Genomic DNA, 13,231 nt, shown 5'->3' with positions numbered 1-13,231 from the left:
ATAATAACATGTTTTCTGAGAACAAAAAAGACAAGCAACAGGATAATACATCTATTCAAAATAAAATAGCAAAAGGCACCAAAATTGTAGGTGATTTCTCTAGTGAGGGCGATTTAAGAATAGACGGAATTATTGAAGGAAATATTAAAACACCCGGAAAAGTTGTTGTTGGAAAAACAGGGGAAATTGTTGGAGCATTAGAAAGCGCTAACGCTTATTTTGAAGGTAAATTTTCTGGGAAATTGAATCTTACAGGGACCTTAACATTAAAGGCTTCTGCGCAAGTAGAAGGAGAGGTTATAACAGAAAAGTTAGCCGTGGAACCTGGAGCAGTGTTTAATGTAACATGTGTTATGAAAACCACTATAAAAGAACTGCAAAATGGAACAAAAACCAAAAAAACAGCTTAACAATTACATTAAATTCTCAGGCATAGCCTTTCAAATGATCGCTATTATTTGTGTGTTTTCATTTATAGGCATTAAGTTAGATGAGAAGTTCCCTAATGCATATAGTGCATATACTATCATTTTTTCACTACTAGGAGTCGTCTCAGCGATGTATGTAGTGATTAAGCAGGTTATGTCTATGAATAAAGATAAAGAATGATTCAGAAATTAAAACCCTTTTTAATCGTATTAATCCCTTTTACATTAGTGCTCTTTGGGATTCAATATTTAATTGTAGAACACTTAAAAGAGACCACTTCTTTTTTTTATAGTACTTGGAGTATTTATGTGTTTCATTTCTTTGCAACGTTACTTATTTATATAAGTATTCTTTTTGTACATAAAACCTTTTCAGACAAAACAGGCTTTGCTTTTATGGCCTGTAGCTTATTAAAAATGATGGCCGCTATTGTGTTTCTATTGCCTTTAATTCGCAACAGAACACAGTCTTCAATAAATGATGTTTTAGCCTTTTTTATTCCCTACTTTCTATACTTACTTATAGAAACGCTATTTGTACTTAAAACGCTGAATAAAAAATAGGTTTTACTACTCTAAAAATAAGGGCATTAAATTCTTGATTTTTTTTTTTAATTTAAGACTTCAAAATTATAATTAATACCGTACATTTGCACCGAAATTTTAGGACGATAATTTTTTATTATAAAAAGGTATGGCGATAGCACAAAAATCTATCAAATTAATTGCAATATTAGTTTTCGCTTTGGTTCCATTATTTGCAATAGCAGACAATGGCGGTAATCACGGCGATGATAAAGAATTTAACGCAAGTGAATTGATTAATAGTCACATTGGTGATTCTCATGAATTCCACATTGCAGACTGGAACGGTCACCCAATATCTTTTTATTTGCCCGTAATACTATGGACAGATAATGGATTGACTATGTTTTCTTCAGAAAAATTCCATCACGATAATACTGGACATCATGTTGTAGCAGTAAACGGTCAAGAGTTTGTACGTTACAATGATGTTATTTTTTATAAAAACAAGTTCGAAGCATTAACAGCAGCGGAAAAAGGAGCTTTTAACTTTGAGGCAAGGCCGCTGGATTTTTCAATTACTAAATTGGTGTTTTCAATGCTAATGTCTGCAATAGTTATCTTTTTATTATTTGGTTTGGTAGCGCGTTCTTATAAGAAAAATGATAAAGCACCAAAAGGACTTGCGGGTTTTCTTGAACCTTTGGTTTTGTTCGTTAAAGATGATATTGCTGTTCCCAATATTGGCGAGAAAAAGTATGCTAAGTATATGCCGTACTTGTTAACCATATTTTTCTTTATATGGATTAATAACTTAGTTGGCTTAATCCCATTCTTTCCGTTTAGTTCTAACTTAACAGGAAATATATTTTTCACGTTTGTGTTGTCATTTATCACGTTTGTGATTACAACATTTAGCGGGAATAAAGATTATTGGAAGCATATTTTAATGCCACCAGTACCAAAAGCATTATATCCTATTATGGTGCCAATTGAAATTATTGGAATGTTTACAAAACCATTTGCATTAATGATTCGTTTATTCGCAAACATTACTGCTGGTCACATTATTATATTAAGTTTAATTTCTCTAATATTCATCTTTAAAAGCGTGTTCATAGCGCCAGTTTCTGGAGCCTTCGTTTTATTTATGAGTGTCTTAGAGATGTTGGTTGCTGCACTGCAAGCGTATGTATTTACATTGTTGTCGGCATTGTTTATTGGTCAGGCTGTTGCCGAACATGACCATCATTAAATCGAGTTTTTTAATTATTAACTAAATAAATTTTATTACTATGGTATTAGCTGGAATCGGTGCTGGATTAGCTGCAATTGGAGCAGGAATCGGGATTGGAAAAATTGGTGGATCTGCAATGGATGCAATTGCTCGTCAACCAGAAGCTACTTCAAAAATTCAAACTGCAATGATTATAGCTGCCGCTCTTATTGAAGGGGTTGCACTTTTCGCAGTGGTAGTTGCTTTAATTACAAACGGGTAATTAAGTAATTTTTGAAAAGAAACTAATTCTTCCCAAAACGGTTGGTTTTGGGAAGAATTTTAAATTGAAAAAATAATTAAATAAAAATATAGATATGAACTTTACTGCACCAGAAAGTTTAATTTTTTGGACTACTATCATCTTTGTTGTATTCTTTTTCTTATTGAAAAAGTTTGCTTGGAAACCTATTTTAGGCGCCGTGAAAAGCAGAGAAGAATCTATTAATAATGCATTAGAATCTGCTGAAAACGCTAAGAAAGAAATGCAAAATCTTCAAGCAGATAACGAGAAATTGTTAAATGAAGCACGTGCAGAGCGTGAAGCAATGCTTAAAGATGCTAGAGACATTAAAAATAAAATGGTTGCCGATGCTAAAGAAGAAGCACAAGCGCAAGCAAACAAAATGATTGAACAAGCACAAATCGCTATAGATAGCGAAAAGAAAGCAGCTATGTCAGAGCTTAAAAACCACGTGGCTGGTTTGTCTGTTGATATTGCTGAAAAAATGGTGCGTCAAGAATTATCTAATAAGGACAAACAATTACAGTTGGTAGAGTCTATGTTAGGTGAAGCAAAACTTAATTAATTTAAGAAATGGTAGGAGCAAGAGCAGCAATACGATACGCAAAAGCAGTGTTAAGCTTGGCAAACGATCAAAATACAGCAGAAACTGTAAATAACGATATGAAGCTTATCGCAAAAACTATCGCCGATAGTAAAGACTTAAGCGAAATGCTTCAAAGTCCTGTGGTAAGTGCTTCAATTAAAAAAGCATCGTTATTAGAAATATTTAAAAATGTTAATGTATTAACAGTAAATACTATTGATACGTTAGTAACTAATAAACGATTAGCTTTATTAGGCGTTGTTGCTTCCGAATTTTCTAGATTATACGATGAACAACGCGGAACTGAAGTTGCTACAGTAACAACAGCTTTACCATTAACAGGAGATTTAAAAGTAAAGGTTTTAGCGAAAGTTAAAGAGCTTACAGGTAAAGACGTCGAAGTAGAAAGTGTTATAGATGAAGCAATCTTAGGGGGCTTTATCTTACGTGTAGGAGATATACAATACAACGCAAGTATTGCAAATCAACTGAGCAAATTAAAAAGAGAATTTACATTAAACTAAGATATATTTATATCTAAATAAATAATAAGATGGCAGAAGTAAAACCAGCTGAAGTATCAGCAATCTTAAAACAACAACTTTCAGGTTTTGAAGCAGGTGCTTCACTAGACGAAGTTGGAACAGTATTAACTGTAGGTGATGGTATTGTACGTGCTTACGGATTAGCTAACGCTCAATACGGAGAATTAGTCGAATTCGAAGGTGGTGCAGAAGGAATTGTACTTAATTTAGAAGAAGATAACGTAGGTATCGTATTATTAGGTGGATCAACTGGAGTAAAAGAAGGTTCTACTGTAAAACGTACCTCTCGTATCGCTTCTATTAAAGTAGGAGAAGGTATCGTTGGACGTGTTGTAGATACTTTAGGAAATCCTATCGATGGAAAAGGACCTATTGCTGGAGAGACTTACGAAATGCCTTTAGAACGTAAAGCACCTGGTGTTATTTACCGTGAGCCAGTAACCGAACCATTACAGACCGGAATTAAAGCCATTGATGCAATGATTCCAGTAGGTAGAGGACAACGTGAGCTGGTAATTGGTGACAGACAAACTGGTAAAACGGCAGTTTGTATTGATGCAATCTTAAATCAAAAAGAATTTTACGATGCAGGGGAACCTGTATATTGTATATACGTTGCTGTAGGGCAAAAGGCTTCAACAGTGGCATTAATTGCTAAAACCTTAGAGGAAAAAGGAGCTTTAGCTTATACTACAATAGTCGCTGCAAATGCATCAGATCCTGCTGCAATGCAAGTATATGCACCAATGACTGGAGCATCTATTGGAGAGTATTTTAGAGATACTGGTAGACCAGCGTTAATTGTGTTTGATGATTTATCAAAACAAGCCGTTGCTTACCGTGAGGTTTCATTATTATTAAGACGTCCACCAGGACGTGAAGCCTATCCTGGGGATGTATTTTATTTACACTCAAGATTATTAGAGCGTTCTGCAAAAATCATTAATAACGATGCTATCGCTAAAGAAATGAATGATTTACCAGATTCATTAAAGCCAATCGTAAAAGGAGGCGGTTCTTTAACTGCATTACCAATTATTGAAACACAAGCAGGTGACGTTTCAGCATATATCCCAACCAACGTAATTTCTATTACAGATGGGCAGATATTCTTAGATGGAGATTTATTTAACTCTGGTGTACGTCCAGCAATTAACGTAGGTATTTCTGTATCTCGTGTTGGTGGTAATGCACAGATTAAATCCATGAAAAAAGTATCTGGAACATTAAAATTAGATCAAGCACAGTACCGCGAATTAGAAGCGTTTGCTAAGTTTGGTTCCGATTTAGATGCCGTTACTTTAAATGTAATTGAAAAAGGAAAACGTAACGTAGAGATCTTAAAGCAAGGTCAAAACGAACCTTTTAAAGTAGAAGATCAAGTCGCAATTATCTATGCAGGTTCTAAAAACTTATTAAAGGATGTTCCTGTAAACAAAATTAAAGAATTTGAAAGAGATTTTATCGAGTTCTTAAATGCGAAACATAAAGATGTTTTAAACACTTTAAAAGCAGGGAAATTAACTGACGAGGTTACAGATACATTATTATCTGTATGTAAAGATCTTTCAGCGAAATATAAAGGATAAAAAGTTCAGAGTTCAGGGTTGTAAAAATAGTTATTTGCAACCCCATACTCATAACCCATAACTTGTAAACATGGCAAACTTAAAAGAAATACGTAACAGAATATCGTCTGTATCTTCTACAATGCAAATTACCAGTGCTATGAAAATGGTATCTGCTGCAAAGTTAAAGAAGGCACAAGATGCTATTACTGCTATGCGTCCTTATGCAGATAAGTTAACAGAGCTTTTACAAAATTTAAGCGCAACACTTGATGCAGATTCTGGAAGTAAATATGCAGCACAAAATGACGTTAAAAATGTACTTGTAGTTGCTATAACTTCAAACAGAGGATTATGTGGTGCATTTAACACTAATATTATTAAGCAAACGAATCACTTAATGAACAATGTGTATGCAGGAAAAAAGGTTTCTGTTCTTGCCATTGGTAAAAAAGCGAACGATGCTTTCGAAAAATTAGATTGTATTATCGCTAATAAAAGTGAGGTTTTAGACAATCTAACGTTTGATAATGTTGCTGCAATAGCAGAAATGCTAATGGATAAATTTGTTGCAGGTGAATTCGATAAAATCGAAATCGTTTACAATAAATTTAAAAATGCAGCCACTCAAATTGTGATGACTGAGCAGTTTTTACCAATAGTGCCAGTTGCAGGAGAAAACGGAAATACTAATCTTGATTATATCTTTGAGCCATCAAAAGAGGAGATTGTAGAAGAGTTAATTCCTAAATCTTTAAAAACACAATTATACAAAGGTATTAGAGATTCTTTTGCAAGTGAACATGGCGCTCGTATGACTGCTATGCATAAAGCAACAGATAATGCTACAGAGCTTAGAGATCAATTAAAATTGACTTATAATAAAGCACGTCAAGCTGCAATTACCAATGAAATCTTGGAAATTGTAGGTGGTGCAGAAGCATTAAATAATTAAATTTAAAATTAACCTTTTGAAATAAAGGCTTTTAAATCATAAATATAAGGCCTTGCTGATTTTCAGCAAGGCTTTTTTTATAGTATAGAATATGAATTTGTATATTTATCTAAAAAACAAATAATAATGAGATTTCATAAGCGTACACTTAAACTTCTAACGGTATTTGTTTTAGCTATAAGCCTTTTCCATTGCTCTGGCTCAAAACTAAAACTACAGAAGGAAGCCCCTTTAGCGCATAATCGTGTTTATTTCCAAGAATGGGTTGCAGGTATAAAAGATGGCGGTTCGGGTGTTAACATCTATTTCCCAAACCTAGTAATGTATAACAATACCGTTGTAGATAGTGTATTTTTTAGAAACATGAAAGGGAAGTTAAAAAGCGGTAAAGCTTCTTATTTTGCAACGATTAAAAAAGTAAAGCCTAATGCTATTCTAACTCATGACAATACCAAGGCGGTTCATGAGAATAAAGCACAACGATTTCCTTTTAAATTGGCTGCAAATGAATGCGTTATTAGCTACATAGAAAAAGGAGAGACAAAGTATTTTAAAATAGGGAATATCAAAGAAAAAGCAGGCGAATACTACCCAACGAGCCCACCTGTAAATTAAATACTGGCGTTCTAAAGGAAACAAAACATAGATATATAATACATTGAGCGTACTTAAAAAGTTCTTTAAAGACACAATAATATATGGTTTGGCTACAGTTTTGCCAAGACTTATGAATTTTGTGCTTGTTCCATTACATACAGATACTTTACCAACAGCAAGCTATTCTGATAATACAACGTTTTATGTGTATGCCGCTTTTTTTAATGTTTTGCTTACCTATGGAATGGAAACCGCTTTTTTTAGGTTTTTTAGTAAATCTAAAGAAAAGGATAAGGTGTTTTCAACAACATTTATTAGCCTTATAGTTACCACTGTTTTATTTCTAGTACTTATGCTTATTTTTAATGAGCAACTTTCAAATGCAATGGAGATAGACCAGACTTATTTTAATTTATTATTAAGCCTTTTGGTACTAGATACATTAGTTGTAGCACCCTTTGCTTATTTGAGAGCCACAGGAAGGCCAATTAAGTTTGCTGCAATAAAAATCGCAAACATTGCTGTTGTTGTGATATTAAATTTCTTTTTTCTCTGGGCCATACCTAAGTTTGGAATTAGCTTTCCAGGTTATGATAAATCAGATTTAGTAAAATATATATTTATAGCAAATTTAATCGCAAGCAGCTCTACTTTTTTATTGCTAATGCCTTATTTCTTTAAGACAAAATTACAGTTCAGTAGTACTATTTTTAAGGAATTAATAAGTTATGGGTGGCCAATTATGGTTGCGGGCATTGCATATGTAATTAATGAGAATTTCGATAAATGGATATTACCAGACGCATTAGGTAAAGATATTAATGGTGCGTATAGTGGTTGTTATAAAATAGCAGTATTTATGACTATTTTTATACAAGCATTTCGATTAGGAGCAGAGCCTTTTTTCTTCAATCATTCAAAATCAGAAAACGCAAAAGAAACTTATGCAACCATCATGAAGTATTTTGTTATTGTGGGAAGCGCGATGTTGGTTTTTATAGTTTCATATCTAGATATTTTTAAACTATTAATTGTTAGAGATGAAAGTTATTGGATCGCTATAGAGATTGTTCCCATAGTACTTTTGGCAAATTTATGCTTAGGCATTTATTTTAATTTGGCTATTTGGTATAAGTTAACCGATAAAACAAGCTATGGCATGTATCTTTCTATAGTTGGTGCACTAGTAACAGTTGTTTTCAATTTAGTAATGATAGATAAAATAGGATTTATAGCTGCAGCTTGGGCAACATTGGCAGCATACGGAGTCATGGTTATTTTATCCTACTTATTTGGTCAAAAGTATTATCCCGTACCTTATGATCTAAAAAAAATAGTGGGATATTTATTGTTAGCAATTGTTCTCGCTATCTTAGCCTTAAGAACCAATGCCAATTACTATTTAAATACTGTTTTTGTTTTATTATTTTTAATTAGCGCTTTACTGCTTGAAAGAAAAGAACTAAAACAATTAGTGAAAAAACAAACATAGATTTCTCGTTAATTATTGAAACGTTTTAATTATTATAAAAACAGATAGATCTTAAAAAATGCAAATAAAAATTATAAATAAGTCTAAACATGCTTTGCCGCATTACGAAACCGTAGCATCTGCAGGAATGGATTTAAGAGCCAATATAAACGAAAGTATAACATTAGCGCCAATGGCGCGTGCCATTGTACCTACAGGGCTATTTATAGAGCTACCTATAGGTTTTGAAGCACAGGTAAGACCTAGAAGTGGTTTGGCTGCTAAAAATGGGGTAACTGTTCTTAATGCACCAGGAACAATCGATGCAGATTATAGAGGCGAAATAGGGGTGATTTTGGTAAATTTGTCTAATACCGTATTCGTATTGGAAAACGGAGAACGTATTGCTCAATTAATCATTGCAAGCCATGAACGTGCCGAGTGGCAAGCAGTCGAATCTTTGTCGGATACAGCGCGTGGAACAGGAGGGTTTGGCAGCACTGGAGTAAAATAATTACAAGAGGGTTACCTAAAAACTTTAAAATAATAATATAATTAAAATACTGTGATAACAGATTTATAAATATGAAAATAATAGTACCAATGGCAGGACGCGGTTCGCGTTTAAGGCCGCACAGTTTAACTGTTCCTAAACCATTAATTCCAGTTGCAGGACAGCCTATTGTTCATCGATTAGTAAGAGATATCGTAAAAGTTTTAAATCAGCCTATAGAAGAAATTGCTTTTGTTTTGGGCGATCCTGCTTGGTTTGGAACTGCGGTTGTTTCTAGTTTAGAAGATTTAGCTAAAAGCTTAGGCGCAAAGGCTTCTATTTATAGACAAGATGAACCGTTAGGGACAGGACATGCTATTATGTGTGCCAAAGCATCTCTTTCTGGGCCAGCTGTTATTGCTTATGCCGATACCTTAATAAGAGCTAATTTTAATCTCGACCCAGAAGCCGATGCCGTTATATGGGTAAAACAAGTTGAGAAGCCAGAAGCTTATGGCGTAGTAAAATTAAATGAAAAGCAAGAGATTGTTGAATTGGTGGAAAAACCAGAACAGTTTGTAAGTGATTTGGCTGTTATCGGTATTTATTATTTTAAAGATGTAGCAGTGTTAAAAGACCAATTACAACACGTGTTAGACCAAAATATTATAAATGGTGGGGAATACCAAATCAATGATGGTATTAAAGGAATGATGGCAAATGGCAAAGTCTTTAAAACTGGAGAAGTTAGTGAGTGGATGGATTGCGGAAATAAAGCTGTAACTTTAGAAACAAACGCAAGAATGTTAGGCTTTTTACAAGCAGATAATGAAGAGCAATTAATATCAGATTCTGTAAAATTAGAAGAATCTAATATTATTGAACCTTGTTATATTGGAGACAATGTAATATTAAAAAACACAACGATTGGTCCAAATGTATCTATTGGTAATGATTGTGTTGTTGAAAATTCAATCGTTAAAAATAGTTTAATACAGAATAATACAACAATAAAAAATGCTAATTTAGACGAGGCTATGGTTGGAAATTTTGTTAAATATGATGGTGATTTTACCAAAATTAGTATTGGCGACTATACCATAATGGAATAACTGTTACTGATAGTTGTTAAGTTATTATAATATAAAAAAGACACCGTTTAAAAAGCTTATGAAACATAAAATCTACATATTGTACTTGCTTTTGGGAATGCTTATTTTTCCTCAATTAACCTATGCACAAGTAGATTTTAATAAAACGCCAGATGACGATTTAGGAAATGTTTCAGACGCATATCAAGAATTGTTTTTTGAAGCCTTAAAACAAAAAGGAATAGAGAACTATGATAAAGCTGTAACTGCTCTGCTTAAATGTATTGAATTAGATGACTCAAAATCTATTCTGTTTTTCGAGCTTGGCAAAAACTACAATAAACTTAAAAATTTTGGAGCTGCTGAAGATGCGTTAAAAAAAGCGATAAAAAAACAACCTGATAACGAATGGTATCTAGATGAACTTTATGAGTCTTATGTCCAACAAAAGAATTACGATAAAGCCATAAAAACAGTTAAGCAATTGGTTAAATTTCATCCCGATTATAAAGAAGACTTAGCGTCTATATATGTACGAACAAAAAAATATAAAGAGGCACTCAAAGTATTAGACGAGTTGGATGAAGAACAAGGGGTTTCTACCATGAGAGACCGGCTTCGAAATCAAATTTATAATGCCACTGGTCGCAAAAAAGAACAAATAGCCAATTTAGAAGAACGAGTAGAGAATAATCCTGAAGCAGAGAAAAATTATTTAGCATTAATTTACCGTTACAGTGAGAATGATGATAAAAAGAAGGCCTTTGAAACAGCTCAAAAGCTTTTAGAAATAAACCCAGAGTCACAACTGGTACACTTAGCATTGTATAAGTTTTATCTAGACGATGGTGACGCTCGTAAAGCCATTGAATCTATGAAAGTAGTATTGAATAGTAGGCAAATCAAACCAGAATCTAAAGCCAAGGTATTATCTGACTTTGTTAAATTCGTAGGAAAACATCAAGAATATGAAAAGGATTTAGTTGCGATTGCTTCTTTGGTGATTAATGCTGCAACAGATGGTAAGACACTTGTAGAATTGGCTCAATATTATTTAATAAAAGGGGATAAGGCAGAGGCTCTAAAATACTATTCAAAAGCGCAAAAACTAGAAGCCGATAATTTTGGATTATTACGAAATATATTATTATTACATATCGATTTAGAGCATTATACCATAGCAGAACAAAAAAGTGATGAAGCATTAGAAAAGTTCCCATCGCAACCTGTTTTATATCTTATAAATGGAGTTGCATTAAACCGTTTAGGACGTGCCAGTGATGCGGTAGATAGTTTAGAAGCAGGCTTAGATTATATTATAGACAACAACAAGATGGAAGGCGATTTTTATAAGCAATTAAGTAAGGCATACCACACACTGAACAATTTAGATAAAGCAAAAACGTTTAGTGATAAAGCAAAAGCATTAGAACTTTCAAATTAAATGAATATTAAAAATATTAAAACACCTATACTTTTACTTGTTATATTAGTTGTATTTGGTTGTAAATCAGCAAAAACAATAATAGCTACAGGAACACTAAATTCTAGTCTTTCAACAAAACAGATCGTAAAAGAAGCCAATAGCAGAAAAACTAATTTTAAAACTTTGTCTGCGCGATTAAAAATAGAAACAAATGATGGAACTAGAAGCCAATCTGTAACCGTTTCTATGCGAATGGAAAAGGACAAGGCAATATGGTTAAGTAAATTAGGAATCGTTAAAGCCTTAATTACCCCAGATAGAGTTGCTTTTTATAATAATTGGGACAATACTTATTTTGACGGGGATTTTAGATATTTGAGTGAGTTATTGGGAACAGAATTAGACTTTAAAAAAGTTCAAAATTTGCTTTTAGGAGAAGCAATTTTAGATTTGAATGCAAAAGACTATAAAAGTGACGTTAATGAAAAGTCATATGTAGTGCAACCTAAAAATCAAGATGAACTTTATGAGATCTTCTTTTTGCTTAATCCCAGTCTTTTTAAGTTGGACACTCAGGAAATAGGGCAAATTAAAGAAGGACGGTTATTACGAATAGATTATACAACATATCAAAAAATAGATGCCGAAACATTTCCTAAAATAATAGATATCGTTGCGGTTCAAAAAAATGAAGAATTAAATATTGATTTAGAATTTAAATCTGTAGCATTAAATCAAAATCTTAGATTTCCTTTTAGAATTCCTTCAGGTTACGATGAAATAGAATTAAAGTAATGATTAAAAAACCGGTATATAGCTTCTTTGTTATAAGTTTCTTTTTATTAAGTCACACGTTAGTGTTTTCTCAAAACGGAAAACAAAAAGAGCTAGAAGCTAAACGCGTTGCATTACGAAGAGAAATACAAAAGATAAATACTTTGGTTTCATCAAATAAATCCAAAGAAAAATCTCAGATTTCGTTAATAGAAGATCTTAATTATAAAGTTAACGTAAGGCGCAACCTAATTAAAGTAACGAATCAGCAGGCGAATTTACTTACCCGAGAGATAAATAGTAACCAAAAAGAAATATCATCGCTTAGAAGCGAGCTTAAGGCACTTAAAACAAATTATGGGAATATGATTGATAAATCATATAAAAATAAGAACAAACAAAGTCGTGTTATGTTTTTATTATCAGCAAGCAGTTTTAAACAAGCGTATAAGCGTATACAGTATATCAATCAATATGCAAATTACCAAAAACAACAAGGCGAAAACATTAAACTAAAAGCCCAAGCTTTACAGAACTCAAATATTTTGTTGTTGGCTCAAAAAAAAGAAAAGCGCAATTTGATTAGTGAAAACAAATTGGCACAAAAAGAACTTGAGAAAGAGCTAAAGCAGCATAATCTTATAATGCGTTCGATAAAAAAGGACCTAAAGAAGTACACTGCGCAAATTAGAAAAAAGGAAAAAGAGGCCAGTAAGATCGATAAACAAATCGATAAAATTATTAGAGATGCAATTATAAAATCTAATAAGGAAAAAGTAAAGAAAAATACTAAATCGGTTAAGTTTGCTATGGCGCCAGAAGATAAAGCTTTAGCAAAGAGTTTTTTAGGGAATAAAGGCAAACTGCCATGGCCAGTTGAAAAGGGAGTGGTGAAAGTACGTTATGGAAAACAGCCCTCTCCAATAGATAAAACGCTTATTATTAATAGTAATGGCGTACGAATTTCTACAAGTAAAGGCGCAAAAGTACGTGCAGTTTTTAATGGTGTCGTTTTAAGAATAATCAAACCTAAACGTAGTAATCCAACGGTATTAATTAAACATGGAAATTATATTACTGCTTACAAAAACCTTGGTAAATTATACGTTAAGCAAGGGGATAAAGTTAAAACTAAGCAGGATATCGGAGAAGTTTTTACACATCCTAAAACAGGCGAAAGCACATTAAGATTTAGCATTTATAAGGAGACTAAAACGCAAAACCCAGCAAGTTGGATTTATAGAATGTAATA

General features: G+C 32.9%; 16 protein-coding genes. All 16 read left to right on the top strand.

The window, feature by feature from the left end; all coding sequences use genetic code 11:
• Positions 1-8: 8 nt before the first annotated feature.
• The 16 genes from AC2D8I_RS04630 (at position 9) to AC2D8I_RS04555 (ending at position 13,229) form a co-directional block, all read left to right on the top strand.
• Positions 9-410 carry a bactofilin family protein gene (locus AC2D8I_RS04630; protein WP_484704823.1) on the top strand — a complete coding sequence of 134 codons (402 nt, stop codon included), beginning with the start codon at positions 9-11 and terminating at the stop codon, positions 408-410.
• Positions 382-609, top strand: a complete 228-nt coding sequence (locus AC2D8I_RS04625; RefSeq protein ID WP_484704822.1) for an AtpZ/AtpI family protein — start codon at positions 382-384, stop codon at positions 607-609. Before AC2D8I_RS04630 ends, AC2D8I_RS04625 begins: the two co-directional genes overlap by 29 nt.
• Positions 606-992 (top strand): DUF6168 family protein, encoded by a 387-nt coding sequence (locus tag AC2D8I_RS04620; protein WP_484704821.1) that lies wholly within the window; start codon positions 606-608, stop codon positions 990-992. The genes AC2D8I_RS04625 and AC2D8I_RS04620 overlap by 4 nt, the downstream gene beginning before the upstream one ends.
• Before the next feature lie 130 nt (positions 993-1,122).
• Positions 1,123-2,208 (top strand): F0F1 ATP synthase subunit A, encoded by a 1,086-nt coding sequence (atpB, locus tag AC2D8I_RS04615; protein ID WP_484704820.1) that lies wholly within the window; start codon positions 1,123-1,125, stop codon positions 2,206-2,208.
• A 40-nt stretch (positions 2,209-2,248) separates the two neighbouring features.
• Complete coding sequence (gene atpE / locus AC2D8I_RS04610) at positions 2,249-2,452, top strand: ATP synthase F0 subunit C (protein ID WP_484704819.1); 204 nt, start codon at positions 2,249-2,251, stop codon at positions 2,450-2,452.
• 94 nt (positions 2,453-2,546) lie between these two features.
• The gene (locus AC2D8I_RS04605) at positions 2,547-3,038 is read left to right on the top strand and encodes a F0F1 ATP synthase subunit B (RefSeq protein WP_484704818.1); all 492 of its coding nucleotides are present in this window, start codon (positions 2,547-2,549) and stop codon (positions 3,036-3,038) included.
• Between the two features lie 8 nt (positions 3,039-3,046).
• Positions 3,047-3,583 (top strand): ATP synthase F1 subunit delta, encoded by a 537-nt coding sequence (atpH, locus tag AC2D8I_RS04600; protein WP_484704817.1) that lies wholly within the window; start codon positions 3,047-3,049, stop codon positions 3,581-3,583.
• A gap of 29 nt (positions 3,584-3,612) precedes the next feature.
• On the top strand, positions 3,613-5,193 hold the full coding sequence (gene atpA / locus AC2D8I_RS04595) for a F0F1 ATP synthase subunit alpha (protein WP_484704816.1): 1,581 nt from the start codon (positions 3,613-3,615) through the stop codon (positions 5,191-5,193).
• A 70-nt stretch (positions 5,194-5,263) separates the two neighbouring features.
• A complete protein-coding gene (gene atpG, locus AC2D8I_RS04590) occupies positions 5,264-6,127 on the top strand; it encodes an ATP synthase F1 subunit gamma (protein ID WP_484704815.1) in 864 nt (287 codons plus the stop codon).
• A 126-nt stretch (positions 6,128-6,253) separates the two neighbouring features.
• Positions 6,254-6,742 carry a hypothetical protein gene (locus AC2D8I_RS04585; RefSeq protein WP_484704814.1) on the top strand — a complete coding sequence of 163 codons (489 nt, stop codon included), beginning with the start codon at positions 6,254-6,256 and terminating at the stop codon, positions 6,740-6,742.
• A gap of 43 nt (positions 6,743-6,785) precedes the next feature.
• The gene (locus AC2D8I_RS04580; protein WP_484704813.1) at positions 6,786-8,216 is read left to right on the top strand and encodes a lipopolysaccharide biosynthesis protein; all 1,431 of its coding nucleotides are present in this window, start codon (positions 6,786-6,788) and stop codon (positions 8,214-8,216) included.
• 58 nt (positions 8,217-8,274) lie between these two features.
• The gene (gene dut / locus AC2D8I_RS04575) at positions 8,275-8,709 is read left to right on the top strand and encodes a dUTP diphosphatase (protein WP_484704812.1); all 435 of its coding nucleotides are present in this window, start codon (positions 8,275-8,277) and stop codon (positions 8,707-8,709) included.
• A 71-nt stretch (positions 8,710-8,780) separates the two neighbouring features.
• Positions 8,781-9,800: a sugar phosphate nucleotidyltransferase gene (locus AC2D8I_RS04570; protein WP_484704811.1), complete on the top strand. Its 1,020-nt coding sequence runs from the start codon at positions 8,781-8,783 to the stop codon at positions 9,798-9,800.
• Positions 9,801-9,858: 58 nt separating this feature from the next.
• Complete coding sequence (locus tag AC2D8I_RS04565) at positions 9,859-11,223, top strand: tetratricopeptide repeat protein (protein ID WP_484704810.1); 1,365 nt, start codon at positions 9,859-9,861, stop codon at positions 11,221-11,223.
• Positions 11,224-12,000: a lipoprotein insertase outer membrane protein LolB1 gene (lolB1, locus tag AC2D8I_RS04560; RefSeq protein ID WP_484704809.1), complete on the top strand. Its 777-nt coding sequence runs from the start codon at positions 11,224-11,226 to the stop codon at positions 11,998-12,000.
• Positions 12,000-13,229, top strand: coding sequence for a murein hydrolase activator EnvC family protein (locus AC2D8I_RS04555; protein ID WP_484704808.1), 1,230 nt, complete (start codon positions 12,000-12,002; stop codon positions 13,227-13,229). The genes lolB1 and AC2D8I_RS04555 overlap by 1 nt, the downstream gene beginning before the upstream one ends.
• The last annotated feature ends 2 nt before the right edge of the window (positions 13,230-13,231 follow it).

This window comes from Lacinutrix sp. YIN62, from assembly GCF_057219185.1.
Note: the sequence above shows the minus strand (reverse complement) of the source record. Positions and strands in the feature narration are given on the sequence as shown.

Excerpts from the sequence above, each read along its gene's own strand:
- AC2D8I_RS04605 (WP_484704818.1), top strand. The coding sequence starts at position 2,547 with ATGAACTTTACTGCACCAGAAAGTTTAATTTTTTGGACTACTATCATC.
- atpG (WP_484704815.1), top strand. The coding sequence starts at position 5,264 with ATGGCAAACTTAAAAGAAATACGTAACAGAATATCGTCTGTATCTTCT.
- AC2D8I_RS04625 (WP_484704822.1), top strand. The coding sequence starts at position 382 with ATGGAACAAAAACCAAAAAAACAGCTTAACAATTACATTAAATTCTCA.
- lolB1 (WP_484704809.1), top strand. The coding sequence starts at position 11,224 with ATGAATATTAAAAATATTAAAACACCTATACTTTTACTTGTTATATTA.
- AC2D8I_RS04585 (WP_484704814.1), top strand. The coding sequence starts at position 6,254 with ATGAGATTTCATAAGCGTACACTTAAACTTCTAACGGTATTTGTTTTA.
- atpA (WP_484704816.1), top strand. The coding sequence starts at position 3,613 with ATGGCAGAAGTAAAACCAGCTGAAGTATCAGCAATCTTAAAACAACAA.
- atpE (WP_484704819.1), top strand. The coding sequence starts at position 2,249 with ATGGTATTAGCTGGAATCGGTGCTGGATTAGCTGCAATTGGAGCAGGA.
- atpB (WP_484704820.1), top strand. The coding sequence starts at position 1,123 with ATGGCGATAGCACAAAAATCTATCAAATTAATTGCAATATTAGTTTTC.
- atpH (WP_484704817.1), top strand. The coding sequence starts at position 3,047 with ATGGTAGGAGCAAGAGCAGCAATACGATACGCAAAAGCAGTGTTAAGC.
- AC2D8I_RS04620 (WP_484704821.1), top strand. The coding sequence starts at position 606 with ATGATTCAGAAATTAAAACCCTTTTTAATCGTATTAATCCCTTTTACA.
- AC2D8I_RS04630 (WP_484704823.1), top strand. The coding sequence starts at position 9 with ATGTTTTCTGAGAACAAAAAAGACAAGCAACAGGATAATACATCTATT.
- AC2D8I_RS04565 (WP_484704810.1), top strand. The coding sequence starts at position 9,859 with ATGAAACATAAAATCTACATATTGTACTTGCTTTTGGGAATGCTTATT.
- AC2D8I_RS04555 (WP_484704808.1), top strand. The coding sequence starts at position 12,000 with ATGATTAAAAAACCGGTATATAGCTTCTTTGTTATAAGTTTCTTTTTA.
- dut (WP_484704812.1), top strand. The coding sequence starts at position 8,275 with ATGCAAATAAAAATTATAAATAAGTCTAAACATGCTTTGCCGCATTAC.
- AC2D8I_RS04570 (WP_484704811.1), top strand. The coding sequence starts at position 8,781 with ATGAAAATAATAGTACCAATGGCAGGACGCGGTTCGCGTTTAAGGCCG.